Here is a 24,457-nt window from a genome sequence, read left to right as displayed (position 1 = left end):
TCCTCGACACGACCCGCCACGTACGGAGGAGACTGAACCATGGGAGCCGGAAGAGCGCTCGGAGCCGTCGAGACCATGATGGACACGGCCACCACCGAGGCCGGGACCGCGGCGTTCGTGCTGCCGCCGGCCGCCTTGATCACGTTCGAGTTCAAGATCTCCACCGGTGACGCGCCCGCGCTGGACGTCGCCGGCCAGGCCTGGCGCGACGCCTCGGCGGCGATCCAGCAGCTCATCTCCGAGCTGCCGCAGAACGTGCAGGGCATCCCGGCCAACGCCTGGACCGACACCGCCCGGCCGCAGTACGAGGCGAAGGTCCAGGAGTTCTGCTCCCAACTGGAGGCCCTGCAGGCCTACTGCCAGGCCGTCGGCATCGCGCTGACCACGGTGGCCTACGCGCTCTTCACCTACGCGATCTTCGCGATCGCCATGGGAACGTTCCTGGCGGCTCTCGCGATCGCGGTGATCGCGGCCGCCGCCTCGGTCGTCGGCTCCCCGGCCATCGCGGGCATGCAGACCGCCGCCGCCACCTGCCTCACCGTCACCCACGTCGCCACCGCGATCCTCGCGATGTGCGGGCAGATCGTCGCCACCGTCCTGGCCGGCGGCGCGCTGCTCACCGCCATCACCGAGAAGGGCCGCGGCAACGACCAGGCCATCGGCGACTTCTTCCAGGCGCAGGCGACCGGTGCGGCGGGCGCCGCGGCCAACCTCGCCCAGAACGTCGCCAACGCGGGCCTGTCGTTCGTCAACCGCTACCAGGACGCGGCGACCATCCCGGGCAGCAAGGTCAAGCCGCCGAAGGGCACCCCGCTCCAGGAGATCGACCTCGACGCCGACCGCAGCTTCGACAACACCTGGAACGTCGGCGCGGGCGCGACCATCGAGACCGGCGCCGGCGGCACCCACGAGGTCGGCGTCAACGGCAAGAAGGGTGATGGGCAGGCCTGGGGCGTCGGCGGCGAGTACAAGTACGAGGGCCCGCTGGGCAACTCTGGCGGCGTCAAGGGCGGCTACGAACAGGACCAGAACGGCAAGCCGACCTGGAACGTCGAAGCGGAGGGCCAGAACAAGGCGGGCGTCGGCGGCAACGTCGGCTACGAGCACGACGACAAGGGCCACGACAAGGTCAAGGGCGGCGTGAGCGTCGAGGACCCCACCGGCAGCGTCAAGGGCGGTGTCGAGGGCAACGTCAACGCCGACACCGGCGATTGGGGCGGCAAGGCCAGCGGCGAGTACTCTCCTGGCGGGGCCCAGGTCGCCCAGGGTTCCGGTGAGGTGTCCGGTCAGGGCTGGAACGTGAACGACGCCAACGGCGACTTCCAACCGCCTTGGGAGGTCCAGTAAGTGGGCGACATCTACAACTCTCCCGTCCTGCTGGTCGATCAGCCGAAGGACGAGAACACCTACGTCATCACCGATCCGGACGGCGGCCCGCTGGGCCACGGCACCCGGGTGATGGGCGAACAGCCCAAGAAGAGCTGGTTGCGCCGCAACATCGAAGGCCCGCAGGCCATGGGCCGCGCGGTCGTACGGGTCGACCGCCCAGACGGCACTCCGCTGTTCTTCGCGGACCGGGCGGCGACTTCCAACGACCCGACCGACCTGCAAGGACCGCCGTGCGCGGTCGTAGCGCCGGACGGTCAGCTCATCGGCCGGTTCGAGTTCAATCTCCAGTCGACCGCGGAGAGCTATCTCGAGGGCGTGCGCGGTCCGCTGGCCGGGGGCGGTGGATCGGTCACCGAGTCGCACCGGGTCTTCGATGCCGCAGGGGAGCTCGTCTGCGACGTCGTCTGGGAGGAACTGCAGTACGGGACCGCGCGGGTCAGCAGATTCCGTTACGAAGACCTGGAACGCCCCTTGGGTGGCCGCTTCTGCACGTTCTACGACATGAACAGGACGGCACTGGCCCGTCTCGACAGCCATCAGCCGACCTGGTCGAACAAGGACAGGTATGAGCTGGAACTCAGCTACCAGCTCCCTGAGCCGCTCCGTACCCTGATCCTCGCCGCCCCCATCGCCCTCGACCTGCTGAGAAGCTCGGAGTAGACGACCATGGGCAGCCCACCGCAGGAGCCCTACCCCGGCTTCGACGACAACGTCCACGCCCAGTACGACGAACGCACCCGCCGACGCGAACAGCAGGCCGCAGCTCAGGCAAGTCAGCCCGCCCAGCGAGTCACTCCGATGGACCTCATGCGCGGGGACCTGCCAGGACAGTCCGCCCATGCCCAGAGCAAACTGCGCCAGAGGTTTGTCGCCCTGGGCGCCTTCTTCGCCATCCTCCTTCTCCTCGGGATCGCCGCACTCATCGGCATGCTGATCTGACCCTCCTCCGCGCCTGACCGCGCGTAGGGTGCCGTGTCATGACCGATCTGTACGGTTCACCCGTCCTCAAGATCGAGCAGCGATCGTCGCAGCTGGAGTATCAGTTCGCCGACGCGAACGACCAGGTCATCGCGGTGGCCGGGCAGGTGTCCGGCCCCAAACCGCGCAAGGGCCTGCGCGCGCTGCTGGGCTCGGGCCTCAAGAACGCCCGCGTCGTCGTCCAGGTCAGCGGCCCGGACCAGACCCCGTTCTTCTTTGTCGACCACCAGACGGGTGCGCCGGTCGCGATCGTCGCCGCGGACGGAACGCTCGTCGGCCGATACGACCACCAACCGGTCACCGAGATGCACCAGATGGCCGCCGCGCGCCTGACCGGCCAGACACCGGCCATGACCCACCGGCTCGTCGACGCCCATGACCGCCCGGTGTGCGAGATCGCCTGGACGCTGAGACCCGGCGGCGGCGAATACCGGGGATGGGCCCCGGTCGCCTGCGACTTCACGACCCTCGACGGCAACCGCGTCGCTCACGTCGACGTCCACGCGGCCACCTTCAAGGACCGCTACGACCTCCGGCTGATGCTCCAGCTCAGCGAACCGCTCCGCACGCTCGTCATCGCCGCCCCGCTCGCCTACGACCTGACGAGGAGCTGAGCATGACGCACCTATACGAAGCACTGAGCTGGACGATCGACGAACCCGAGCGCCCGTTGGAGTTCGTCATTCATAATGACGGCGAAGTGCTCGCCAACGTCACACGTGTGGCCGTTCGCCGCCCCGACGATACGGGGCTGCCTTACGCCGACCCGCACGCACAGAACGATCTGTCACGGACGTTGCTGTGCGTGATGGACCCACACGCGACCCCGTACTTCTACGTTGAACATTTTTCGAGCATGTCGGGCGGCTACAGTCCCGCGGTCGTCGTGGCGCCGGACGGTGGGCGCATCGGCGTGGTGGCCGTCAAGTCGGGTGGGTTGAAGGGTGCGTTCGAGCTGCTCACTCATCGACACCGGCCCAAGTTCTCACTGAGAGACGCCGAGGGCCGGGAGGTCGTCCTCATGGTGGGCCCACCCATGGACAACCCGTTCGCGGAGGGGGAACTCCGCGGTCCGAAGGGTTCGGAGATCGGGCGGTTCGCCACTCGTCGATCTCCTCACAACGAGCGCAGGCGCCAGCACACCATGCGCGTTCACCAGGCGCTTCCGGAGCCTGCGCGTACCCTCGTCCTCGCCTCGCTGCTCGGCATGGAGATCGTCATACCGAGGTGACACGTCCGGCCGGCATCGAAAGTCACGGAAGAGACAACTTGGAGACGCCTCACCCCTATGCTTCCGGGCCACAGATCCCAAAGCAGGCATCTCCGGCCTTGTCGCTCCCTGCCGACCTGTGCTGAAGAAACTCCGGAAGGACGTTCTTCATGACCCTCGAAATCAACACCAAAGTGATCGCCGATCACGCGAAAGACCTGGAAACCGACGTCAAGACCCACGTCAAGAAGGCCGGGGACGAGCTCGGCAAGGACGGCGTCTTCAACCTCGAAGGAGGCGACTTCAGCATCACCTGCACCATGGCCGCCGTGGCCTACCCGGGCGGGGTCCAGTTCGCTTTCGAGGATCTGAAGACGCACCTGGGCATGCTCGAGGACTTCGTCACGAATGTGAACGCCACGGCCAAGAGGTATGCCGCGGCCGAGCAGAACAACAAGATCTGATGGGCGAGTTCAGCGTACTGGGCAGCGCGGAGAGCCTGATGACCGCGGCCGTGCCCATGGCGGCGGTGGCGGGGCTGGTGCTTCCTCCGGCCCTGATCATTTCGTTCGAGTTCAAGCTGAGTTCCGGCAAGCCCGCCAACCTGGACGCGGCGGGCCAGGCGTGGCGCAAGGCGGCGCAGGAACTCCAGGAGGCAAGCTCTACGATCAAGCAACTCGCCACCGGGGTGCCGCAGCAGTCGTGGTCGTCCAAGGATCGGCCGGCCTATGAGAAGAAGGTCCAGGAATGGGCCTCCCAGATCGACGTGCTCAACACCTACTGCGAAGCGGCGGGCATGACTCTGACGGCGCTCGCCTACGCCCTCATGGCGTACGCGGTCTTCGCAATGGGCATGGCGGTCTTTCTGGACGGTCTCACGATCGCAGCAGCGGCCGCGCTTGCCGGGGTCGTCAGCGCCCCTGCATACGGGGTCATGTTGACCACTGCCACTACCGCCGCGACCGTGACCCATGTCGCCACCGGAATCCTTGCCGCCGCGGGCAGCATCGCGGGAGCCGTCATCGGGGGCGGCACGTTGGTGAGTGCGCTGGCGGAGCGGTCGCGGGGGAATGAGAAGGCGCTGGGCGACTTCATGAAGGCGCAGGCCACGGGTGCCGCGGGGGCGGCGGCGAACCTGAGCCAGAACGCGGCGAACGCGGGTCTCGCCTGGATCAACCGGTTCGACCCGTCGGGTTATGTGCCGACCGGGCACAAGGGCAGCCCGCTCAAGGAGATCGATCTGGACGCCGACCGGGGGATCGACAACACCTGGAACGTCGGGGCCGGTGCGAAGGTCCAGACCGGGCCCGTCGGTCCCGAGCACGAGATCGGCATCCGTGGCAAGTACGGGGACAAGGGCTTCCAGGGGATCGAAGGCGAATACAACCAGAAGCGGAATCTGCCGGGGGCGGCGGGTGCCGCGGGAGGGCAGGGCACGTTCGGCGGGAAGCTCGGCTGGGAGGCGGACGACGACGGTCGCGGCGGGGACTTCTATGCCGGCGGCAAGGCCGGGGCCGAGCACGCGCCCACGGGGAGCAAGGGAAGCCTGGAAGGCCAGGTTAACGACGACGGCGACTGGAAGGGCAAGGGCGAAGGGACGACCTGGGGAGGCCAGGGAAAGGTGCAGGGCGGCAAGAAGGACGAGGCACCGCCCTGGGACAGCGACGGCAACTGAGAACGTGAAGGCCCCGGAACGTGCCTGGCGTTCCGGGGCCCTTGCCGTTGGCTTCCGCTAGCCGTTGGCCACCGCTGGTAGTCGCCAGGTTGGCTACCGCTGGTAGTCGCCGGGGTGGCCGGGGCCCTTGTAGTTCTCCATGGCCTCCTTGGCGCGCTGCTGCTGGAGGCCGAGCTCGCGGGCCAGGTCCTTCATCTGACCGGCGAAGCCGTTGGCGATCTTGTCGAGGGACGCGAGCGCCGCTGAGGGGTCGATGGCCTTGTCCGGGTCGTTCGACATCGTGAACATCGTCTCGCTGGCCTCCCGCACCTTGGTCTGGAAGTCGGCGGACGCGGCGTTGACGGCGGCCTTGATCTCCTCGGTCAGTTCGAACGAGGGCAGCCGCAGCGCACGCGGGTCGATGTCCAGACGGGTGAGGCCGCCCTTGGCCGTGAACTCGGCGTAGATCCGGCCGTCGGCCGCCTCGCCCTTGCCCACGGCCTCGTCGATGCGCTCCTTCATCTTGGTGAAGTCGCCCATGTTCTGTTCCATGTCGCGCTGGAACTGCTCGAAGCCGTTGCCGAGGCTGAAATCGGCCATCTGACCAAACCTTTCTAGGGAGCTTGCGGAAGGTTGCGAGTTTTTGGAGGAGCCGTATCACTCCTGGTGGACGGTTTGCACGAGCCGGGTGCCGCCGCGGCGGTCGATGAAGTAGCCGCGGCCCGGCGGCAGCGCGTGGGCCTTGATGTTGCCCAGGACCACGCCCTCGTCCTTGTTGCCGGACATGAGCAGGCCCGGTGAGCCCATCTCCTTGATGCGTTGCATGATCGGGTCGTACATGCCGCGGCCGGCGCCGCCGAACGCGCGGGACACGATCACGTGCAGGCCGATGTCGCGCGCCTGCGGGAGCAGCTCGGCGAGCTGGGTGACCGGGTTGTTGGACGTGGCCACCAGGTCGTAGTCGTCGATGATCAGGTAGAGGTCCGGGCCGCTCCACCACGACCGGTCCCGGAGCTGGTCCGGGGTGAGGTCGGCCGGTGGGAGCCGGTTCTTGAGGGCGCCGACGATGTCCTTGACCAGTGACGCCGCGGCGGTCGAGGACGCGGCGTACCCGATGCGGTGCTCGGAGTTGGCGTGGTCCAGCAACGACCGGCGGTAGTCCAGGAAGATCATCCGGGCCTGTTCCGGCGTGTGCCGGTCGATGAGGCCCTGGATGATCGTCTTGAGCATGTTGGACTTGCCGCTCTCGGTGTCGCCGATGACGAGGAAGTGCGACTCCTGCGCGAAGTCCAGGTAGACCGGCGACAGCGAGTCCTCGTCGATCGCGAACGGGATGCGGTTGCCGCTCTCGGCCGCGGCGGGCAGCTGGCTCACGGGGAGCACGGACGGAAGCATCCGGACCTTCGGTGCCCCGGGGCCCTGCCAGTTGCCGGCGACGGCGCCGACGAACTTGCGGACGCCGTCGGAGAGGTTCTCGCCGTTCGGCTCGCCGTCCAACCGCGGCAGCGCCGACAGGAAGTGCAGCTTGTCGCGGGTCAGACCGCGGCCCGGCCGCCCCTCCGGCACGTTGACCGCGAGTTTGCGGTCGACCTCGGACTCGTACGGGTCACCCATCCGCAGTTCGAGCTTGCTGCCGAACAGGTCACGGATCGTGGTGCGGAACTCCGACCACTTGTTGACCGTCGCGACCACGTGGATGCCGTAGCCCAGGCCGCGCGCGGCCAGGTCGGTGATCACGGGTTCGAGGTTCTCGTAGTCCTGGCGGACCGTCATCCAGCCGTCCACCACGAGGAACACGTCGCCGTAGCCGTCGCCGGTGATCTCGCCCGCGTTGCGCATCCGGCGGTAGGTCGCCATGCCGTCGATGCCGCGCTCGGCGAACTCCCGCTCGCGGCGTTCGAGCAGCGAGGTGACCTCGGCGACGGTCCGGCGCACCCGGTCGGCGTCCAGGCGGTTGGCGACACCGCCGACGTGCGGCAGCTCCTCGAACGCGGCGAGCGTGCCGCCACCGAAGTCGAGGCAGTAGAACTGCACCTGCTGCGGCGTGTGCAGCATCGCCAGCGAAGCGATGAGCGTGCGCAGCATGGTCGACTTGCCGCTCTGCGGGGCGCCGGCGAGGCCGACGGTGCCGGCCGCGCCGGACAGATCGACGTACATCGGGTCGCGGCGCTGGTGGAACGGCCGGTCGATGATGCCGACGATCGCGTGCAGCTTGTTGCGCCACGCGTCGTTCTGCGTGGTCAGCCCGAGGCCAGGGACCACCGCCAGCGTCGGCAGCAGCTCGTCGAGCGTCGGTGGCGCGTCCAGCGGCGGCAGCCAGATCTCGTGCGCGGGCGGGCCGTGCCCCTCCAGCTGCTTGACCACGACGTCGAACAGCGAGGCCGTCGGCTCGTTGGTCTCGTTCTCCTGCTGCTCCTCCGGCTCCTCGATGATCTGCGGCCGGATGTAGTCGGGGATGTACGGCACGATCTGCCGGACCTGCTGCTTGCTGCCCTTCTTGGCGGCGGGCGCGAGGTCCTCGGTGGCCGGGCCGGAGACGTAGGCGGCGCGGAACCGGGTCAGCGACTCGGTGCCGAACTTCATGTAGCCGTGGCCGGGTGCGGAGGGCAGCTCGTACGCGTCCGGGGAACCCAGGACGACGCGCGACTCCTGCGCCGAGAACGTACGGAGGCCGATGCGGTACGACAGGTGCGTGTCGAGGCCGCGCAGCTTGCCCTCTTCGAGGCGCTGCGAGGCCAGCAGGATGTGCACGCCGAGCGACCGGCCCAGGCGTCCGATCATGACGAACAGGTCGGCGAACTCGGGCTTGGCGCTCAGGAGCTCGGAGAACTCGTCCAGCACCAGGAACAGCGTCGGCATCGGCGGCAGCTCCGCGCCCTGCTCACGCGCCTTGTTGTAGTCGCGCAGCGAGGCGTAGTTGCCGGACGCGCGCAGGTATTCCTGGCGGCGCACCATCTCGCCCTCCAGCGCCGCGTACATACGGTCGACCAGAGGGAGCTCGTCTTCGAGGTTGGTGATGACGGCCGAGACATGGTGGAGGTTGTCCATGCCGAGGAACGTCGCGCCACCCTTGAAGTCGACGAGCACGAAGTTGAGCTCTTCGGACGAGTGCGTGACGGCGAGGCCCAGCACCAGGGTGCGCAGCAGCTCGGACTTACCGGAACCGGTGGCCCCGATGCACAGGCCGTGCGGCCCCATGCCGCCCTGTGCCGACTCCTTGATGTCCAGGGAGACAGGCCGGCCGTCGGGGTCGATGCCGATGGGGACACGCAGCCGGTTGCGCGGCGCGCGCGGCCGCCAGACATCCCGGACGTCGACGGTGAACGGGTTGTCGATGCCGAGCAGCGAGGTCATCGTCGTCGCGGACGACAGCACGTCTTCCTCGAAGCCGCCCTGGGCGGCGCTGGACCGCAGCGGGGAGAGCTGGCGTGCGAGGGCCTCGGCCTGCTGCAGCGTCATCGAGTCGGGCTTGCCGAGGCGGGTGCCCACGTCCTTGCCGGTGCGGTCCTTGGTGAGGCGGGCGATGCGCTCCTTCTGCACCGCGAGCCGCAGCGTGATCGACTCGTGCACCTGGGCCGACGACCCGGTCAGGTCGATGATGCAGACGCCCTCGATGGCGTCGGCGGCGAGCTGGGAGTCGTAGGAGGCCTGGCCGCCGTCCATGATGATGATGTGGTACGGCAGGTCGTCGGCGGAGAGTCCGGGCTGGAACCGAGGCCTGTCCTTGACCGACTGGCCGAACATCGCCTCAAGTGAGGTCATGCTCTCGCTCATGAGCCGGACCTGGCCGGCGGCGTCGTGCTCGGTGGGGTGCTGGCTGTGCGGCAGCCACTTGACCCACTGCCACCAGGGCATGCGCTCGCGCGAGGCGCACACCGAGATGTGCACGTCGTCGGGGGAGTGGAACGACGCGATCTGCATGAGCATGGCGCGGACCATGCCGTAGACGGCCTCGGGGTCGCCTTGCGGGACGACTCGTGCGAACGACCGGATGTTGGCCGCGATCGGCAGGTTGGGCACGTTGGCGTGCGTGCGCATGAACCGGCGGAGCGCACCGGCGCTCATCGGCTCCAGGTCCTCGACCGGCTTGGTCTCGGGTGCGATCAGCTCCACGGCGAGCTTCTGGGAGCCGGTGCCGAGGCGGACCTGCCCGAAGTCGTCGTCGGAGGGACGGCGCTCCCAGAGCCGGGCGCTCATCACCAGCGACCACAGGCCGCTGGGGTCGGGGCTGCCCCATTCGAGGGACTCGCGCTGCTGCTTCGCCGCGTTCCGCACCTTGCGCCGTACCTGGCCCAGGTAGCGCAGGTAGTCGCGGCGCTCGTTGTTCAGCTTGACCTTGCGCTCGCCGCCGGTCCTGCCGACCTGGCCGAGCATCATGCCGAACATGGAGATCGCGAACATGCCGCCCGCCGCGTACTGCAGCGGGCCGCCGCCGCGGCCGACCATCATGAACACCATGGCGCCCGAGCCCGCGAGCATGGGCAGGTACGTCATGACCGCAGAGAACCCCTGCGGGACCACCTCGGGGAGTTCGGGCGGAGACTCCAGCAAAATCTCGCCACGCGGCATCGCAGGGGGTTTCCGCCGGTCACGACGGCGGACGAGAACCGTGCTCACGCTTCGTTTCCTTCCACCGGGGACCCGGAGTGGGAGCCTTGCCCGCCTCCCGCCCGGCGGTGACCGGGCGGTCGCGACGCCGGCGTCTCCGGGTCACCTGCTTGCGCACGCTGTAAACAATCGAGCAAACCAAATCATCCAAATCGTAGTGGTCCTGGGCCGCCGGTGAGAGCCCGATTCGTCACGTTCGAAGTCGATCATGAACGGTTTCAGCCGTGGAATCGTCGGATCAGGACGGTTTTGTGCTGTGCCGCTGTTCATTGCGTAATCTTGCCCTGATCACATCCCCGGGTGTGATCAGGGGTCGACGGGATGTGATGAGCTGCATCTCCCGGCCCGCTGGCGCCACTTGCATGCCACCATGCAAAGTGGTCGTCCCCCGCCCATCGGTGGTCTCCCCTGTCCACCCGTCCCGGACAACTGCGAGGAAGTCGTGAGCGCGCCCCCTGGAGCCGACATCTGCAGGATCACGGTCGTCGGACCGAAACGGCGAGTCGACATCGCCGTTCCTGCGGATGCCACGTTCGCCGAGCTCTACCCGACGATGCTGCGTTACGCCGGCCAGGACCTCGCCGACGCGGGCCTGGCGCATGGCGGCTGGATCCTGCAGAAGCTGGACCAGGCGCCCTTCGATCCGTCGGCCACACCTGGCCAAGCCGGGCTGCGGGACGGTGACCTTATTTACTTGCGGCCGCGAATGTCGCAGCTGCCAGACCTCGCGTTCGATGACGTCCCGGACGTCGTCGCCACGGCGGTCAACGACCGGCCGGGCCGGTGGCGTCCAGAGAACGCTCGGACGTTCGCCCTGGGATGGGGCGCGACGGGCCTGGGTGTCGGTGCGGTCACCCTGCTCCTGACCGGGCCCAACTGGATCGTGCCGGCCGCTGCCGCGGGCGGTATCGCCGTGCTCCTCATCATCGGCGCGATCGCCCTGTCGCGAGCGCTCGGTGACGCGGGAGCCGGGGCGACGCTCGGCTACGGGGCGGTCCCGTACGCATTCCTCGCCGGTGTGCTGGCGCCCGCACGTGACGACGCGCTGTCCGACCTGGGAGCGCTGCACCTGACGGCCGGCTTCGGCGCCGCGGTGCTGGCGGCCACGATCTGCGCCTTCGCGATTTCCGACGGCCTGCCGGTCTTCTACGGGACCGCGCTGGCGACTCTCCTGGGCGCGATCACCACGGGATTGGCGCTGGTCTTCGACTACGACGCAGCCGGGGTCGCCGCGGTCACCATCGCGGTCTCGCTGGCCCTGACCCCGCTGCTGCCCGGCATCGCGTTCAAGCTCGCGCGGGTGACGCTCCCGCCGGTCCCGAGCAGCGCCGAAGACCTGCGGCGCGACACCTTGATGGTGGACGGCCAGCAGGTCCTGACCCGGTCGGGCGCCGCCGACCGTTTCGTCACCGGCGGCGTCTCCGGCATGGGCCTGATCGCCCTCGGCGGCTCGATCCCGCTGGCGCTGGAGAGCGGATGGGTCGCCCCCACGATGGCGGTGGTGGTCGCGCTGGCGATGTTGCTGCGGGCCCGGATGTTCCGCGGGCGGGCGCAGAAGCTCTGGATGCTCGTGCCCGGCATCACCGTGCTGGCCGTGCTGGCCGTCGGCACCGCGTTCACGACGGAGTCCGAGGTGATCCTGCTGGTCGGCGTGCTGGCCCCGGCGCTCGTCGTGTCGGGGATCGCGGTCGGCGTCGGCATCTGGCTGCCCAAGAACCGGCTCACCCCGTTCTGGGGCCGGGCCGGCGACATCATCGAGATCATGCTGGTGGTCGCACTGATCCCGCTCGCGCTGGGTGTCAGCGGCGTCTTCGAGTGGGTCCGCGGCCTCGCGGGCTGAGGGGGCAGGGTAGATGCAGACCAAACGCGATCTGCTGCAGGCGCACCAGCTGATGACCCAGCGCGCCTCGCAGGCACTGATCCTGGGCGAGCCGGACAACCCTGAGCAGCCCCTCAAGCGGCTGAACATCGGCACGTTCTCCGGTGTCATGGCGGCCGTGCTGGTCGCGGCCGGGTTCGGCATCGCCGGCTTGCTCATGGGCGGCGGCGGCAAGGGCCTCGACGACCCGCAGATGCTCCTGATTGAGAAGCAGACCGGCACCCGGTACGTGTGGTGCCTGCCGCAGGGGCAGAAGGAAAAGGCCCTCTGCCCGGTGGCCAACTACGCCTCCGCCAAGCTGGCGGTCGGCGGCCAGGGCAAGCAGAAGTCCGTGTCGTCCAAGTCGTTGTCGAAGTTCCCGCGCGGACCGGTGATCGGCATCGCCGGTGCACCCGACAGCATCCCCGACCGCAAGCGCCTGGTGGGCGGCCCGTGGTCGGTGTGCGTGCGCACCACCACCGGACAGTCCGGCCAGCCCCGGCCGGCCGTCTCCCTGGTCGGTGGCAAGAACGTGGGCGGCCGCCCGCTCGACGCCACCGCCGCGGTGGTCGTCACCTCCGCCGGATCCGACTGGCTCGTCTACAACAACCAGCGGCTGAAGGTCAGCGAAGGCGGCCGTACGGTCCTCGGCAACACCGAGCCGGTGCCCGTCTCGCCGGTCTTCATCAACGCGATGCCCGAGGGGCCCGCGTTCGGCCCGCCCAACGAGATCCGGAGCGGCTTCGGCCGTGCGGTCAACGCCCAGGGCGGCGCGACCGGCAAGCAAGGTCAGGTCTTCCACGACCAGTCCAACGACCGCTACTACGTGCTGATGCCTGACGGCTACGCCTCCATCACCAAGACTCAGGCCCAGCTGATCCAGGCGATGCCCGAGTACCGGACCATGCCGCCGCAGGCGCCCGTCCAGCCTGCCCAGGTCACTGCGAACCCGTCGCAGACCCAACTCTCCGCGCGGGGTCTCCCGGACAAGCAGCTCCAGCCGGTCAGGTATGACGCCAAGGAAGCCCTCTGCGTGGTCTACAAGAACCTCGGGACCGGCATCGCCGCGCCGCAACTGACCGTCGGCGGCGGCACCGACCTGCCCCTGCCCACGACGCAGGGCAACGGCGGTGTCGACAACGTCGTGCTCCCACCGGGCAGCGCGGTGCTTGCGGGCGCGCTGGTCACCACCGAGCAGGCAATCAGCAGCTACTACTTCGTGGCCGACAGCGGCCGTAAGTACGCGGTGAAGAACGCCGACGCCGCCAAGGCCCTCGGTTACACGATCTCGGCCGACAAGAGCAGCGACGTGGAGCCGGTTCCGGCCGCGTTGCTGGACCTGCTCCCGGACGGGCCGGCACTGGCTCTCCTCGATCCGAACAACCCACCACAACTCAATACGCAAGGAAACATGGGCCAATGACATGGACGGCGTCCGCCTCGGCGGGCGCCGTTCGTCGGTGTGACCGGTAGCGGGCATGGCCGGAAGTGGCATCGGGCGGCAGGTCGACTTGCTCTAGCGACTGCACGTTCACGCCGGCCTCCGGTTTGTGTGGAAACTCGCAGGTAGCCGTACGTTTGCCGGTACGTAGCAAAATAGATCACATCGTCCCGGGCGGGCTTGGTAGGTTTGCCAGCCTTGTTCCACCGGGCTTGACACGACGGAGGTGTAGAGCGTGGGTCAGGCGTTCAGCACGACGTACGCGAGCATGCAGCAGGCGGAAGCTCTCTTCAAGAGCAAGCACAAGGAGCTGACTTCGCTGCTGGACTCTCTGGAGGCCGACCTGAAGAGCAGGCTGTCCCGGTGGGAGGACGACGCGCGCGACGCCTACTTCGAGGAGCAGGCCAAGTGGGACAAGGCTGCCCGGGACGCGGCGAAAGCCGTGGAAGAGTTCTCGACGGTGATCAAGACGGCGCACGGCAACTACAAGAAGGCCGAGAACTACAACACCGACATGTGGGCGTGAGCGGTTCCGGCCTGTTTTGCACCGAGCTTGTCACCATGTGTGATTTGGTGACAGAGGCCCCTCTGGGGTAGATCGACAGTGATGCGGACGTTGCCGTAATCTGGTAATGCCCTGGCGGTGTTGACCGCCGGGCACGCCGGGCAAGGTGTGGCTCCCCAAGATTTGATCAGCTCGGTGAAACCAACGGGGCTCGCGCCGCATCCAAGACGTATCAGAGACACGAGGAAGGGTGACTGATGACTCAGAAGTCTTCGGTCGACAGAGCAGAAATGGCTCAGGCGGCCCAACGGGTCGAGTCTGCGGCGCAAGACCTTAAGAAGATCAGGGGCGACCTGAGCTCGGAGCAGCAGCAGCTGCAGGGACAGTGGATCGGCGACGCCTCCAGCGCCTTCACCAAGGTCTACACCGAGTTCGACGGCGAGCTGGGCAAGGTTCTCCAGGCCCTCGAGACGCTGCACGAGAAGATGACGCAGGCCAAGATCAACTACGAGGCCAGCGAGCAGGAGCAGACCGAGAGCGTCAACCGGCTCAACTCCCTGCTCAACGGCTGACGCGCCGACCTGAGCAAACAGACCTGAGGCTACGGAGGAACCCGCGATGGGTCAGAGCTTTAGCTCAATGAACTTTGGCGCTATGCAGCAGGCATACGCCGCGTTCCAGCAGAAGTACACCGCCATGCAGGGTGAGCTCGACGACCTCGAGAAGTCGGTCGAGCAGAAGCTGGCGCAGTGGGAGGACGACGCCAAGAACGCCTACATGGACGCCAAGCGTCAGTGGGAGGCCTCGGCGGCGGAGGTCGGCAAGATCATGAACGCGCTCGGCACGGTCATCAACTCCTCGTCGGAGACCGGCCAGGCCACTATGCGTTCCAACACCCAGATGATCGGCGGCTGACCCGTTCGACATCCCCGGCCGCCCGTCCCGGTTCGCCGGGCGGGCGGCCCGGAACGGGACCGTCCCGGGGTCAGCGGACGGTCCAAGACAGAGCAAGCAAGTAAATAGAAGCGGGCATGTTCGGCCCGCAGGAGGCTGACATGGTTTTGGACGGCGGCGGCGGAGGCGGCTACGGGGGCTTCTACCTGGACGCCTCTTGGCCTGGGCTCGAAGCGACCAAAGACATCGACATCGACAAGGCCGAAGTCGAGCGGATCCTGAAGGAACTGCGGGCCGACTACGAGAGCTTCTCCAGCGGGAGCGGCACCGTCAACGACCTGCAGTCCAAGGGCAACATCAACACCGCGCACCTGGGCAACTACCCTGCGGCCCAGAGCCTGCAGGCGAGCACCCAGGCCACGTACAACCAGTTCACCGCTCAGTACAACAGCTTCCTGAACAGCTACGAAGCGATCATCACGGCCCTTGAGAACGCAGTGAAGGGCTACAAGGACATGGAGACCAACAACTCGGCTACGGCCAACGGGGTGACGACGGGTAACTCCACCTCCAAGCCCACGACCGGCAATACGCAGTCGTACGCCTAGCCCTTCGTAGCGGGCTTTCGCAGCACCAGGAAGTGAGACCAGAGCGATGACCGATAGCAGGCCGCAGACTACTCCGCTGCGTGTCGAAGCCACCCCACCGGGCGAGTGGGACGGTGGCCTCGACGAGATGAAGCAGATCCTCCAGAACATGCAGCCCCAAAGGGTCAAGGAGGCGGGGACCGCGTACACCAACGCGGCCGCCAAGTTCGAGACAACCGCTGGGCTGCTGCGCTCCCGTGCCGACGCGCTGTCCAAGGTCTGGAAGGGCGAGGACGCCGCTGCCGCGCAGAAGCAGATGCAGCGTCTGAACGCCACCTCCAAGGAGATGGACGCCAAGCTCGCCGAGGCCGGTAGGGCGCTCGACCACCACGCCAACCAGCAGATCGAGTTCCAGCGGACTGCTCCCGGCGGCGGCGCCATCCCCAACTTCACTTACACCGACGCCACGGTCTTCGCGGCCGGCGCGGTCATCGCCGGCCCCGCGGGCGGCGCCCTGGCGGTCGGCGGCAAGAAGGTCGCCGACGTCGTCGGTGACCTCACCGGCTGGTGGGACAGCGAGGAGAAGGCCCTCGCCAAGGAGCACATGAAGAGGCTCCAGGACTCCACCATCCAGACGAACAACCTCCGGATGCCCAAGGATGTCACCACCGACCTTCCTTACGGTGGCGGCAACAACCAGTACACGCAGCCGCCCCGCACGGACACCGGTGGTGGCATTCCGGGGGGTGGCATCCCCGGCGGCGGTATCCCTGGTGGTGGTGTCCCCGGTGGTGGAATTCCGGGTGGCGGCACCCCTGGCGGCGGCATCCCGGGCGGCGGTGTCCCCGGTGGCGGCATCCCGGGTGGCGGCACCCCTGGTGGCGGCATTCCGGGTGGGGGCACTCCGGGCGGCGGCATTCCCGGCGGTGGCATTCCCGGCGGTGGCGGCGGCGGTGGCGGCAGTGACCTCGCCGGTATCCCCAAGGGCGGCGGCGGTGGCGGTATCCCCGGCGGCGGCGGCCTCGGCGGCGACCCGTTCGGCCGTAGTGGCCTGGGCGGCGGCGGTGGCGGTATCCCCGGTGGCGGCGCTGGCGGTGGCGGTATCCCCGGCGGTGGTATGGCCGGCATGCCCGGCGCGGGCATGGGCGGCGGTGCAGCAGGCCGTGGTGGTGCCGGAACAGGCAAGGGCAGCGGACTCGGCAAGGGCGGCATGCGTGCGGGCGGCATGGGCGCAGGTCCGATGGGCGGTGCCGGTGGTCGCGGCGGCGGCAGCGAGGACGAGAACGAGCGTTCCACCTGGCTGACCGAAGACGAGGACATCTGGGGTGGCAGCGACGGCGACGCCGCGCCCCCGGTCATCGGCTGAGCCGTAGCACAGTTTCCGTGAAGATGGACGAGGCGGTGTGAACGGCCCGGTATGCTCCGGGCCGTTCACACCGCTTCCGCGTTAGTGAGGTTGTTGTGCGACGGATGACACGGTTCCTGGCCGCCGCCGGGGCGAGCTCGCTGCTCGCGCTGACAGTCGCGACCCCGGCCGGGGCGGCGGTCCCAGGCCCGCGAAGCGAACAGTGGTGGTTCTCCGCGTGGGAGGTTCAAAAGAAGGTCTGGCCCGTCAGCCAGGGCGCGGGTGTCACCGTCGCGGTCATCGATACCGGTGTGAACGCTCAGCTGCCTGAGTTCCGGGGCGGTGTCGTAGTTCCGGGGACCGATATCGACCATGGTTCCGGTGACGGGCGTACGGACACCGACAATCAGGACGGCGGCCACGGCACGGGTATGGCGGCACTGATCGCCAGCCAGGGTGGGCGAACGGGATTCGTCGGCGTCGCGCCCCAAGCGAAGATCATGCCCTTGGTGGCCAGGGGATTCGTGCAGATGCCCCAGGGCATCCGGTACGCGGTGGATCACGGCGCCAAAGTGATCAGCATCTCCCAGGGGTTCCCCGCGTCTCGCGGTTGTGATCCCAACCTTCAAAAGGCGATCGGCTACGCGGTCCAGAAGGATGCCGTGGTCGTGGTGTCCGCAGGCAACGAGGGGAACAAGGGCAATCCGTCGTTCTCCCCGGCCAACTGCGCGGGTGTGCTGGCCGTCGGTGCGGTGGACAACCAGAAGAAGGCGTGGATCGGCACTCAGCGGCAGCCGTACGTGGCGGTCGCGGCCCCCGGGGCCCCGGTCACCACCGTTGGTAAGGCGGGCACGTTGGTCGGGGATGTGATCGGTACCAGTCAGTCCGCCGCGCTCACGTCCGCCGTCGCGGCTCTGGTGAGGTCAAAGCATCCGCAGATGTCGAACCGTGAAGTCGTACAGCGGATCATCGCGTCGACCGTGGACGCCGGACCGCCCGGCAGGGACAACATGACCGGCACCGGTGTGATCATTCCGGAGCGGGCTCTGACCGCCAACGTGCCGAAGAGCGCGCCGAACCCCGTCTTCGCGAAGTATGACCAATGGGCAAAGACTCAGCCTCAGGGGCAGGGCGGCCAGGCGGGGACCCAGACTCCCGGCCTCACCGAGCCGAAGAACAACGACGACCGGAACAGCATCATCACGCTCATCATCGCCCTGGGCGGGATCCTCGGTGTCTTGCTGCTGGCGGTCGTGATCTTCGTGTTCTCCAGGCGAGGCGGTAAGGGCGGTCCTCCGTCCGGTGGCTTCGGTGGTGGGCCCGGCGCGGGTCCGGGGCAGCAGGCAGGTGGTCCGCCGCCAGGCTGGGGCGCCGGAGCACCTGGCCAGAGCGGTGGGTTCCCGACGCCGCCCCAGGGGCCGCCCGGACAGCAGGGTCCACCGCCCGGATACCGGGGCTGAGGGGCCGACTGCGGTCAATGCCACTAGTCGGACATCGTTCGCGGACGGCGAGCGATGGTGGTTAGCATGCAGGTTCTGTCAGAGGACAGGCTCCCCAGAGAGGCAATGCGTTGAAGAAGCTGTTGGTCGTGCCTGCGGCCGTTCTGGCGCTCGCGCTGAGCGTGAGCGCGTGTGGCTCCGACGACAAGGACAAGGCGGGCGCGTCAGGCAGCCCGTCGACCTCCGCGGCGCCGAGTGCTCCGGGTGTCGTCACGCCGAACAACACCGTGGCACCCGGTAGCGGTACGGGCGCAGGCAACGGCACCGGCGGTGGCGCTGGCAAGCTCACGCCGGCGCAGCAGAAGCAGCTCGCCAACCTGGTCAAGGTGGCCAACTGCATGCGCACCAGGGGTTACACGGTCGATAACCCCAAGCCCGGCGACTTCGGCGTGACGCCCAAGAACGTCAAGGACGCGGACAAGGCCAACAAGGACGCCGCGGATTGCGCCAAGCAGGCCAGCTCCGGCGGCTGAGCCCGCCAGCGCAACATAACGCTCGAGCGAAAGTAATCACCCTTGTGATGCCCTTTCGCTCGAGCGTTATTTGTGTTCTCCCATGAGAAGCATGGGAGCAGTCCTCTTGATGGCCGCCGGTGGGTTCGCCCCGTCAACCACGATCGCCGGTACCAGTGTCTTCGTCGGCTGTGCGGCCATCTCGCCCGGCGCGAGCATAGGACCCCATGGACGATTCGGCTGAATTGCACGATATCCGCGACAAAGAGGGTTCGGAGATGCTCGACCGGCTCCAGGCCATGTGGGATTCTGGCGAGCTTCCGCAGATGCTCACTCCCAAGTCCCGCTGAACGGGGCCTTGGCCTCGGCCAGTGCCTTGAGGAAGGCGTCCTCTGTCGACCTTTCCATCAGCACTTCTTCCAGCAGGTCGAAACGGAAACGTCAACGCTCTCCTTTGCCGTGCACGGCCTCGAGCAGCCGGGCGATGAGTTCTTCGACGTGTTCGTTGGCGGCGATCATCTCCTCTTGGTCGTCGCGCACGACGAAGAATTCCGCGAAATTGTGCGGCCCGGAATAAATTGCGTCCACCATGGCGGCGGCGATGGTGAGAATCTCCTCCGGAGACTTGCTCGTATCGGCAAGGGAGTCCCGGATGTCGAGGAGCATGAGATACGACCCGAGAGTGCGTCGGCCCTGGCTGTGCACGATTTCCACCAACTCGTCCATGACCTGGCGTGCGCTGGTGAGCCGGTCGGTGGGGGCGTCTTCGGTCATGGTCGTGGCTCCGGGCGATAAGGCGGGGGCCTCGCTCATGGGCGCGTTGGCCGGGGTTGCCCTGCCGGACTGCCCATGTGGGCGGCGTATGGGGTATTTGTGCCGTTATGCTCTTCACTGGACGATGATCAGGTTGGGCCGGCGAGGTGGTCGATGGGTCTGCAACTGCCCGGTGAGTTGATCGGGTTGCTGGGGATGTTGGGGTATACCTGGCCGGAAGCGGACGAGAGCAAGCTTTTTGAGCTGGGTTCTACCTGGATGGGTTTTTCGGGGACGGTCCAGGGTGTGGCTGCGGATGCCGGGAGTGCGGCTCAGCAGGTGTGGTCGGGTAATCAGGGTGAGGACATCCAGGCGTTCCAGAAGGCCTGGGGTGAAGAGGACTCGCCTGCGGCGATCCTGCAGGATGCGGCGACCGGGGCGATGGCGGTGGGGGCTGCGTTCTTTGTGTGCGCGGGCATCGTCCTGGCATTGAAGATCAGCGTGATCGTCCAGTTGGTCATCCTGGCGATCCAGATCGCCCAGGCGATCGCTACTGCACCGGTCACCTTCGGCGCCTCCCTGCTCGAGATCCCCATCTTCAAGACGATCACAGGCATCATCATCGACGTCCTGATCGACCAGGCCATCGGAGCTCTCCTTGGGTAAGGGCGGCAAGGGGGCTACGGGCAAGGTCGCGGGCGAGGTCGGCGGCATCTTCGGCAAGGCCGGGAGCAAGCTCTTCCGGTTCAAACATTCGCCGGACGGCAAGGTCCTCGGGCTCGATCCCAAGAACATCGATCCCAAGACCCGGGAAAGATGGCGGAACGACCGGAAGTCACAGAAGCCGGGGCCCGGCGACAAGGTGACCTCGCGGAAACTCGATCCCGACGACCCGAATCTCGATCCCAAGGATCGGGAGATGATGGACGCGGTCGAGAAATCGCGGCAGGAACGCGGTGACTCCAGCGGCAACAACTACGCGGCCATCCGATATGTCGACAGCGACGGCAAGGAACGCATCCTCGTCACCAACAGCGATGGCGTCCACTCCGAACGAATGGGCGGCAACTATCTGCTGGACAACGGAATCGATCCCAAGAACATTCGGGGAATTTATACGGAGAGATCTCCGTGTGACATCAATTCTTCGTATTGTGATCAATGGATCAAGAAACACGCGCCCGATGCGGACGTCTCCCATAGGTTCAACTATGGTATAGATGGGACCAGTAAGTATCAGGCCAATACTCAGCACAGGAAATACCGTGAGGGACTCTTCTAGGGGTGAGCGAACGTGCCAGATCTGACCAGGGGGCAACTGGTCGAGGCGTTCGGTGACGACGGGGTGCGACGGTTCGGCGCCCTGCCCGACGGCGTGCCCCATGAGGAGACGCGCCGCTTCCTCATCGACGTGGGCCTGCCGGAGAACCTCCGCGACAACTTCCTCTATCTGCCGCATTTCAAGCCGCTCCCGGAGCGCTACGCCGAGGTCGGCGACTGGACCTGGGATATGCCCGGCGACGCGGCGAACTGGTACGTCCTGGGCGGATTCTTCGGCGGCGACCTCGCGGTCAACGGCACCGACGGCCGCGTGTTCTTCCTGCCGGAATGGGACGAGCCGCCACAGCCGCTGCACAGCGGAGTCGACTCGCTCGCCTATTTCATGTACGTGTTCCAGCGTGACCGCTATTACTACAGCCAGGGTTACGCCAAGACCGTCGAAGACGACCCCGGCGACCAGCGGGAAGAAATCGACGTCTTCGTCGACACCGCCCGGCGCATCGCCACCGAGTTGATGGAGGTCGACAGCACCCCCTTCACGGTCGACGCGCTGCCTCCGTTCACCCATGGCGACATGGACAGCGAGCCCTTCCCCGATGACTTCGCCGGTCCATGGACCCTGGCGTTCGAGGACATCGCCGGAGGCATGTGGTCCGGCTGACACGGTAGACATGGCGGAGACCGCGAACGCTGAGGAACGTGACGAATGACGACGGACATCGCCCGACAGGTGGCGGCTCATTTCGGCCCCGAAGGGCTGCGGAGGATAGAGCCCACAGAACTGCAGGCCCTGGCGCTCTCGCCGGAGTCCGCCGAGCAGCTCGTCCGGCTCGGGCTGCCCGTTCAGGTGGGGCCCTACTTCGTGGCCACGTCCGGTGAGCCCCTGGCGCTGGGGGAGTACGCCGCGACCATCGGGTTCCCGGACGTCGAGCAGGACAAGGCGCAGTGGTGCAGGCTCGGCACCGATCACGGAGCGGAGATCTGCGTCGGTCCGGCGGGCACTGTCGAGGCGGTGTTCGTCAAAGCCGACGAACGGCCGATGCGGGTCAACTCCAGCGTGACCGCCTTCGTGTCCTCGCTCCTCGCCCTGGACACGCACCTGCCCGTGATCGCCTCGCCCGGTGACCAGGACCCCGTGGCTGTGTTCCGCCGTCTCCGGCAACGCCTGCTCGACCTCGACGATGCCTCCCTGCAGGATGCCGAGGCCTGGTGGCCGCGGGTCTTGGAGGAGATCCGGCATGCCCTGAGCTTCCGGTTCTCGGCCGCGTTCAAAGTCGAGGACGATCGCGGCGGTTCGCGGATCGAGACCGAGCAGGCCCAAGTCGGGCTGCCGCATCCGGAACGGGTGCTCTGGTCCCGGCTGTCGGCCCAAGGCGTTCGTCCGGCACAGGTGACCAGGATCTACACCGAGCTCGAGCCCTGCTTCCTGCCGGGCAACTACTGCGCGATGTGGCTCACCCAGTTCACCAACGCCGAGTTCACCCACAGCTTCGACTACGGCGCGACCGCCGAGGAACGCGAGGCCGGAATGGTGGCACTGATGAAGCACGCCGCGAGCCGGCGTTGAGTTTGAGAACACGCTGGCAGAACGCGCTGGCAGAACGTGCCGGCCGACGCGTCCGTGAGCACGCTCCCGGACGCCGGACGCGCCGGGATTTGACAGTGGGCCAGACCGTGCGCGCGGGCCTGGCCTGAGGAAGAAGGACGTATGGGCAGCCCTGTGGAGCCCCGGCTCCCGCCCGTGGGTGCGGGTCGCGAACGTGCCGCCGCGGCGATCAGAGCGTGGCTGGGCGATTTGCTGCGGCCCCGGCTGTGCGTGGTGACCGGGTCGCCGGGTGCCGGTAAGAGCCGGCTGGTCGCCTGGGTCGGGGCCGCCGACGCCGTGACGGATCGTGCCGTGAACGGGATGATCGGCGCGCGGGGCATGACGGCGCGTTCGATGGCGTGGGCGCTGGCCGACCAGCTCACCCTGCCCGGCGGCGAGCCCGGCGAGGTGGTGGCGCGGATCGCCGCGGACCGGCGGCGGGCCACCGTGATCATCGGTGAGCTGGACGAGTCCGGCGTGGGCTGTGACGGCGGCGGCGCCGCGGAGATCATCAAGACGCTGCTCAATCCGGTGCTGGAACTCCAGCACATCCGGCTCCTGGTGGACGGTCGTCCGGAGACGGTCAACCACTTCGACGCTCCTGCCGAGGTCATCCATCTGGACGCGCCGGAGTGGACCGACCAGGCGGCGTTCATGGCGTGGCTGCGCGTCGATCAGGGCGGCGCCGGCGCGATGTTCCCGAACGCCGGTCTGGCCGAGATCGCACTCCGCTGCGGGGCGGGGCCGGACGTACCCGGGCGGTGGCTCGCGATGGTGTCGCCCGTGGCGAGGCCGGCGATCGAGGCGCTGGCGTCGGCGTACGAGCCGATTGACGGCGCCATGTGGGAAGCGTGGACCACCGCGCTGACGGGCAATCCGGAGACCGCTCGGCAGGCGCTCGCCGCCGCGGCGCCGCTGACCGTCCAGAGCGAGGGCCGCTACCTGCTCGCCCGGGTGCTGCGGGAAAGGGTCCTGGCGGCGCGTCAAGGCCAGCTGGCGGCGCAGATCGGCAACGCCATCGGTTACGCCCTGTACAGCGGCGTGCCCAAGGGTCAGAGCGGGATGCCGGATTGGAGCCGGTCCACCGCGTACGTGCGCCGGCATCTGCTCCGGCACGCCGTCGCCTCCGGTACCGCTGACCGGATGCTCGCCGATCTCGGATGCGTCGTGCATTCGGACCCGCTCGCGGTCACCGCGGTGATCGAAGCTGCCGGCGGTGACCTGACGCGGCGACTGGCAGCGGCGTGGGATGCCGCCGGCCCGGCGCTGGCCGCCACGCAGGAGCCCGCTGAACGTGCCGCGCTGCTCCGGCTCTGCGCGCTACAACGTCAGGACAACGCCCTCGCCGAGGGGCTGGCGCCGCATGCGGCCCGTTCACCATGGTCCGTACGATGGGCCGCCGCCCGGCCGGCGGACCCCGCCGCCGCCCGGCCGGCGGACCCAACCGCCGGCCAGTCGGCAGGCCCCGCCTCCGAGCGGGCGGACCCCGCCACCGCCGAGCCGGCAGGCCCCGCCGCCGAGTCGGCGGACCGCGCCGCCGGCCGCTGGACAGGTCCGGTCACCGCGCTGACGTCCGGTCCCGGCGAGGGCGCGGCACCGCTCCTCGCGGCCTCCGCAGACGGGACTCTGCACGTCCTCGCGCGAGACGGGTCGCCGATCGGGCGCATCCCCAACTCCACTCCTGCGCTGTGGGGGCTCGTCGCGTTCGACGACGGCGCCGTCATGCACCTGGACCCGCACGGCGTCCTGGAGTTGAGCACTCGCCGCAAGGCACAGAGCCGTGCCGAGGAGATCGGCAACCTGCTCAACCTCGGGGGCGACACGGCCACCGAGACCGCTGTTCAACCCGGCGCCGTCCACGCACTGATCACCTCCCAGGAGGCGGAGCTCACCGCGCTCGGTGCCGACCGGGAGATCACCAGGCTCCTGCTCGGCGAACGGAACGGCACTGTGCAGTCGTGGCTGCTGGACGACGGGCCGCCGACGGTGGTCACGACCAAGCTCCACGACGGCCCGGTGACCGCCGTGACCTGCCTGCGCGGGCCGTACGGAGGGCATCTGGTCATCAGCGGCGGCGCCGACGGGGCCGTGCGGTTCTGGAGCCCCGGCGAGGCCCCGCCGCCCGACCCCGCTGACCTCCGGGAGGGCGCGGTCACGGCTCTGACGGCGGCCCTCGCCGACTCGCGCCCGGTGGTCGTGGTGGGCTGGAACGACGGCGACATCCATCTCTGGGACCTGGCTACCGGCAACGACGCGTTCCTGCGCCTGGGTTTCGCGGCCACCGCCCTGCTCCTGGACGCCGACGGCACGCTCTTCGTTGGCGGTGCCGAGGGGATCGTCGCCCTCACCCTGGACTTCGGCTCCCTCCTGGGACCGCCCTACGAAGGCACCGAGTGACGTAGGCGCGATCCGGTCGGG

Annotated in this window: 25 protein-coding genes; 22 read left to right on the top strand and 3 right to left on the bottom strand. The window is 68.1% G+C overall.

Translation table 11 applies throughout. From position 1 onward, the window contains the following. The first annotated feature begins 39 nt into the window (after positions 1 to 39). The 7 genes from ACH34W_RS36070 to ACH34W_RS36040 all read left to right on the top strand — a co-directional run bounded on the left by ACH34W_RS36070 (position 40) and on the right by ACH34W_RS36040 (position 5,252). On the top strand, positions 40 to 1,347 hold the full coding sequence (locus ACH34W_RS36070) for a hypothetical protein (RefSeq protein ID WP_395965645.1): 1,308 nt from the start codon (positions 40 to 42) through the stop codon (positions 1,345 to 1,347). Next, positions 1,348 to 2,049, top strand: coding sequence for a hypothetical protein (locus tag ACH34W_RS36065; RefSeq protein WP_395965644.1), 702 nt, complete (start codon positions 1,348 to 1,350; stop codon positions 2,047 to 2,049). A gap of 6 nt (positions 2,050 to 2,055) precedes the next feature. Further along, positions 2,056 to 2,328, top strand: coding sequence for a hypothetical protein (locus ACH34W_RS36060; RefSeq protein ID WP_395965643.1), 273 nt, complete (start codon positions 2,056 to 2,058; stop codon positions 2,326 to 2,328). A 38-nt stretch (positions 2,329 to 2,366) separates the two neighbouring features. Continuing rightward, entirely contained in the window at positions 2,367 to 2,981 is a 615-nt protein-coding gene (locus ACH34W_RS36055; protein WP_395965642.1) for a hypothetical protein, read from the top strand. Positions 2,982 to 2,983: 2 nt separating this feature from the next. Further along, positions 2,984 to 3,598: a hypothetical protein gene (locus ACH34W_RS36050; RefSeq protein ID WP_395965641.1), complete on the top strand. Its 615-nt coding sequence runs from the start codon at positions 2,984 to 2,986 to the stop codon at positions 3,596 to 3,598. A gap of 149 nt (positions 3,599 to 3,747) precedes the next feature. Then, a complete protein-coding gene (locus ACH34W_RS36045) occupies positions 3,748 to 4,041 on the top strand; it encodes a hypothetical protein (RefSeq protein WP_395965640.1) in 294 nt (97 codons plus the stop codon). After that, a complete protein-coding gene (locus ACH34W_RS36040; RefSeq protein ID WP_395965639.1) occupies positions 4,041 to 5,252 on the top strand; it encodes a hypothetical protein in 1,212 nt (403 codons plus the stop codon). The genes ACH34W_RS36045 and ACH34W_RS36040 overlap by 1 nt, the downstream gene beginning before the upstream one ends. 93 nt (positions 5,253 to 5,345) lie before the next feature. Here ACH34W_RS36040 and ACH34W_RS36035 read toward each other — a convergent pair whose 3' ends face one another. Together ACH34W_RS36035 and eccCa are read right to left on the bottom strand one after the other, a co-directional pair. Continuing rightward, positions 5,346 to 5,831 (bottom strand): YbaB/EbfC family nucleoid-associated protein, encoded by a 486-nt coding sequence (locus ACH34W_RS36035; RefSeq protein ID WP_395965638.1) that lies wholly within the window; start codon positions 5,829 to 5,831, stop codon positions 5,346 to 5,348. A gap of 57 nt (positions 5,832 to 5,888) precedes the next feature. Next, the gene (eccCa, locus tag ACH34W_RS36030; RefSeq protein ID WP_395965637.1) at positions 5,889 to 9,848 is read right to left on the bottom strand and encodes a type VII secretion protein EccCa; all 3,960 of its coding nucleotides are present in this window, start codon (positions 9,846 to 9,848) and stop codon (positions 5,889 to 5,891) included. Positions 9,849 to 10,281: 433 nt separating this feature from the next. On the opposite strand from eccCa, the gene eccD reads away from it, so the two are divergent. From eccD to ACH34W_RS35980, 10 genes are all read left to right on the top strand, one after another. Beyond that, entirely contained in the window at positions 10,282 to 11,679 is a 1,398-nt protein-coding gene (eccD, locus tag ACH34W_RS36025) for a type VII secretion integral membrane protein EccD (RefSeq protein WP_395965636.1), read from the top strand. A 13-nt stretch (positions 11,680 to 11,692) separates the two neighbouring features. Then, entirely contained in the window at positions 11,693 to 13,120 is a 1,428-nt protein-coding gene (eccB, locus tag ACH34W_RS36020) for a type VII secretion protein EccB (protein ID WP_395965635.1), read from the top strand. Positions 13,121 to 13,373: 253 nt separating this feature from the next. Continuing rightward, a complete protein-coding gene (locus ACH34W_RS36015) occupies positions 13,374 to 13,664 on the top strand; it encodes a WXG100 family type VII secretion target (RefSeq protein WP_395965633.1) in 291 nt (96 codons plus the stop codon). Between the two features lie 236 nt (positions 13,665 to 13,900). Next, on the top strand, positions 13,901 to 14,215 hold the full coding sequence (locus tag ACH34W_RS36010) for a WXG100 family type VII secretion target (protein WP_395965632.1): 315 nt from the start codon (positions 13,901 to 13,903) through the stop codon (positions 14,213 to 14,215). Positions 14,216 to 14,282: 67 nt separating this feature from the next. Continuing rightward, positions 14,283 to 14,558 (top strand): WXG100 family type VII secretion target, encoded by a 276-nt coding sequence (locus ACH34W_RS36005; protein WP_395965631.1) that lies wholly within the window; start codon positions 14,283 to 14,285, stop codon positions 14,556 to 14,558. A gap of 140 nt (positions 14,559 to 14,698) precedes the next feature. Further along, positions 14,699 to 15,145, top strand: a complete 447-nt coding sequence (locus ACH34W_RS36000; protein ID WP_395965630.1) for a hypothetical protein — start codon at positions 14,699 to 14,701, stop codon at positions 15,143 to 15,145. A gap of 46 nt (positions 15,146 to 15,191) precedes the next feature. After that, on the top strand, positions 15,192 to 16,490 hold the full coding sequence (locus ACH34W_RS35995) for a WXG100 family type VII secretion target (protein WP_395965629.1): 1,299 nt from the start codon (positions 15,192 to 15,194) through the stop codon (positions 16,488 to 16,490). A 104-nt stretch (positions 16,491 to 16,594) separates the two neighbouring features. Next, positions 16,595 to 17,929, top strand: coding sequence for a S8 family serine peptidase (locus ACH34W_RS35990; RefSeq protein WP_395965628.1), 1,335 nt, complete (start codon positions 16,595 to 16,597; stop codon positions 17,927 to 17,929). Positions 17,930 to 18,039: 110 nt separating this feature from the next. After that, positions 18,040 to 18,441, top strand: coding sequence for a hypothetical protein (locus tag ACH34W_RS35985; RefSeq protein ID WP_395965627.1), 402 nt, complete (start codon positions 18,040 to 18,042; stop codon positions 18,439 to 18,441). A gap of 206 nt (positions 18,442 to 18,647) precedes the next feature. Continuing rightward, on the top strand, positions 18,648 to 18,770 hold the full coding sequence (locus ACH34W_RS35980; RefSeq protein ID WP_395965626.1) for a hypothetical protein: 123 nt from the start codon (positions 18,648 to 18,650) through the stop codon (positions 18,768 to 18,770). Positions 18,771 to 18,861: 91 nt separating this feature from the next. Here the strand turns inward: ACH34W_RS35980 and ACH34W_RS35975 are convergent, their stop codons facing one another. Next, positions 18,862 to 19,194, bottom strand: coding sequence for a hypothetical protein (locus ACH34W_RS35975; RefSeq protein WP_395965625.1), 333 nt, complete (start codon positions 19,192 to 19,194; stop codon positions 18,862 to 18,864). A gap of 153 nt (positions 19,195 to 19,347) precedes the next feature. Here ACH34W_RS35975 and ACH34W_RS35970 point away from each other — a divergent pair, with 153 nt between their 5' ends. The 5 genes from ACH34W_RS35970 to ACH34W_RS35950 all read left to right on the top strand — a co-directional run bounded on the left by ACH34W_RS35970 (position 19,348) and on the right by ACH34W_RS35950 (position 24,436). Then, entirely contained in the window at positions 19,348 to 19,839 is a 492-nt protein-coding gene (locus ACH34W_RS35970; RefSeq protein WP_395965624.1) for a hypothetical protein, read from the top strand. Then, positions 19,832 to 20,455: a nucleic acid/nucleotide deaminase domain-containing protein gene (locus tag ACH34W_RS35965; protein WP_395965623.1), complete on the top strand. Its 624-nt coding sequence runs from the start codon at positions 19,832 to 19,834 to the stop codon at positions 20,453 to 20,455. Before ACH34W_RS35970 ends, ACH34W_RS35965 begins: the two co-directional genes overlap by 8 nt. Before the next feature lie 12 nt (positions 20,456 to 20,467). Further along, positions 20,468 to 21,115, top strand: a complete 648-nt coding sequence (locus ACH34W_RS35960; protein WP_395965622.1) for an SUKH-4 family immunity protein — start codon at positions 20,468 to 20,470, stop codon at positions 21,113 to 21,115. A gap of 45 nt (positions 21,116 to 21,160) precedes the next feature. After that, entirely contained in the window at positions 21,161 to 22,021 is an 861-nt protein-coding gene (locus ACH34W_RS35955; RefSeq protein ID WP_395965621.1) for a nucleic acid/nucleotide deaminase domain-containing protein, read from the top strand. A gap of 141 nt (positions 22,022 to 22,162) precedes the next feature. Then, entirely contained in the window at positions 22,163 to 24,436 is a 2,274-nt protein-coding gene (locus ACH34W_RS35950; protein WP_395965620.1) for a hypothetical protein, read from the top strand. Positions 24,437 to 24,457 lie beyond the last annotated feature (21 nt).

It is taken from the genome of Actinomadura sp. 6N118 (assembly GCF_044326415.1).
GTDB lineage: Bacteria > Actinomycetota > Actinomycetes > Streptosporangiales > Streptosporangiaceae > Spirillospora.
Note: the sequence above shows the minus strand (reverse complement) of the source record. Positions and strands in the feature narration are given on the sequence as shown.

Bases quoted from the DNA above. Each gene is read 5' to 3' on its own strand.
- ACH34W_RS36045 (WP_395965640.1), top strand. From the start codon at position 3,748: ATGACCCTCGAAATCAACACCAAAGTGATCGCCGATCACGCGAAAGAC.
- ACH34W_RS35980 (WP_395965626.1), top strand. From the start codon at position 18,648: ATGGACGATTCGGCTGAATTGCACGATATCCGCGACAAAGAGGGTTCG.
- ACH34W_RS35970 (WP_395965624.1), top strand. From the start codon at position 19,348: ATGGGTCTGCAACTGCCCGGTGAGTTGATCGGGTTGCTGGGGATGTTG.
- ACH34W_RS36000 (WP_395965630.1), top strand. From the start codon at position 14,699: ATGGTTTTGGACGGCGGCGGCGGAGGCGGCTACGGGGGCTTCTACCTG.
- ACH34W_RS35950 (WP_395965620.1), top strand. From the start codon at position 22,163: ATGGGCAGCCCTGTGGAGCCCCGGCTCCCGCCCGTGGGTGCGGGTCGC.
- ACH34W_RS36070 (WP_395965645.1), top strand. From the start codon at position 40: ATGGGAGCCGGAAGAGCGCTCGGAGCCGTCGAGACCATGATGGACACG.
- ACH34W_RS36010 (WP_395965632.1), top strand. From the start codon at position 13,901: ATGACTCAGAAGTCTTCGGTCGACAGAGCAGAAATGGCTCAGGCGGCC.
- ACH34W_RS36060 (WP_395965643.1), top strand. From the start codon at position 2,056: ATGGGCAGCCCACCGCAGGAGCCCTACCCCGGCTTCGACGACAACGTC.
- ACH34W_RS35955 (WP_395965621.1), top strand. From the start codon at position 21,161: ATGACGACGGACATCGCCCGACAGGTGGCGGCTCATTTCGGCCCCGAA.
- ACH34W_RS36040 (WP_395965639.1), top strand. From the start codon at position 4,041: ATGGGCGAGTTCAGCGTACTGGGCAGCGCGGAGAGCCTGATGACCGCG.
- ACH34W_RS35990 (WP_395965628.1), top strand. From the start codon at position 16,595: ATGACACGGTTCCTGGCCGCCGCCGGGGCGAGCTCGCTGCTCGCGCTG.
- eccB (WP_395965635.1), top strand. From the start codon at position 11,693: ATGCAGACCAAACGCGATCTGCTGCAGGCGCACCAGCTGATGACCCAG.
- ACH34W_RS36005 (WP_395965631.1), top strand. From the start codon at position 14,283: ATGAACTTTGGCGCTATGCAGCAGGCATACGCCGCGTTCCAGCAGAAG.
- ACH34W_RS36035 (WP_395965638.1), bottom strand. From the start codon at position 5,831: ATGGCCGATTTCAGCCTCGGCAACGGCTTCGAGCAGTTCCAGCGCGAC.
- ACH34W_RS35995 (WP_395965629.1), top strand. From the start codon at position 15,192: ATGACCGATAGCAGGCCGCAGACTACTCCGCTGCGTGTCGAAGCCACC.
- ACH34W_RS36055 (WP_395965642.1), top strand. From the start codon at position 2,367: ATGACCGATCTGTACGGTTCACCCGTCCTCAAGATCGAGCAGCGATCG.
- ACH34W_RS35975 (WP_395965625.1), bottom strand. From the start codon at position 19,194: ATGACCGAAGACGCCCCCACCGACCGGCTCACCAGCGCACGCCAGGTC.
- ACH34W_RS36050 (WP_395965641.1), top strand. From the start codon at position 2,984: ATGACGCACCTATACGAAGCACTGAGCTGGACGATCGACGAACCCGAG.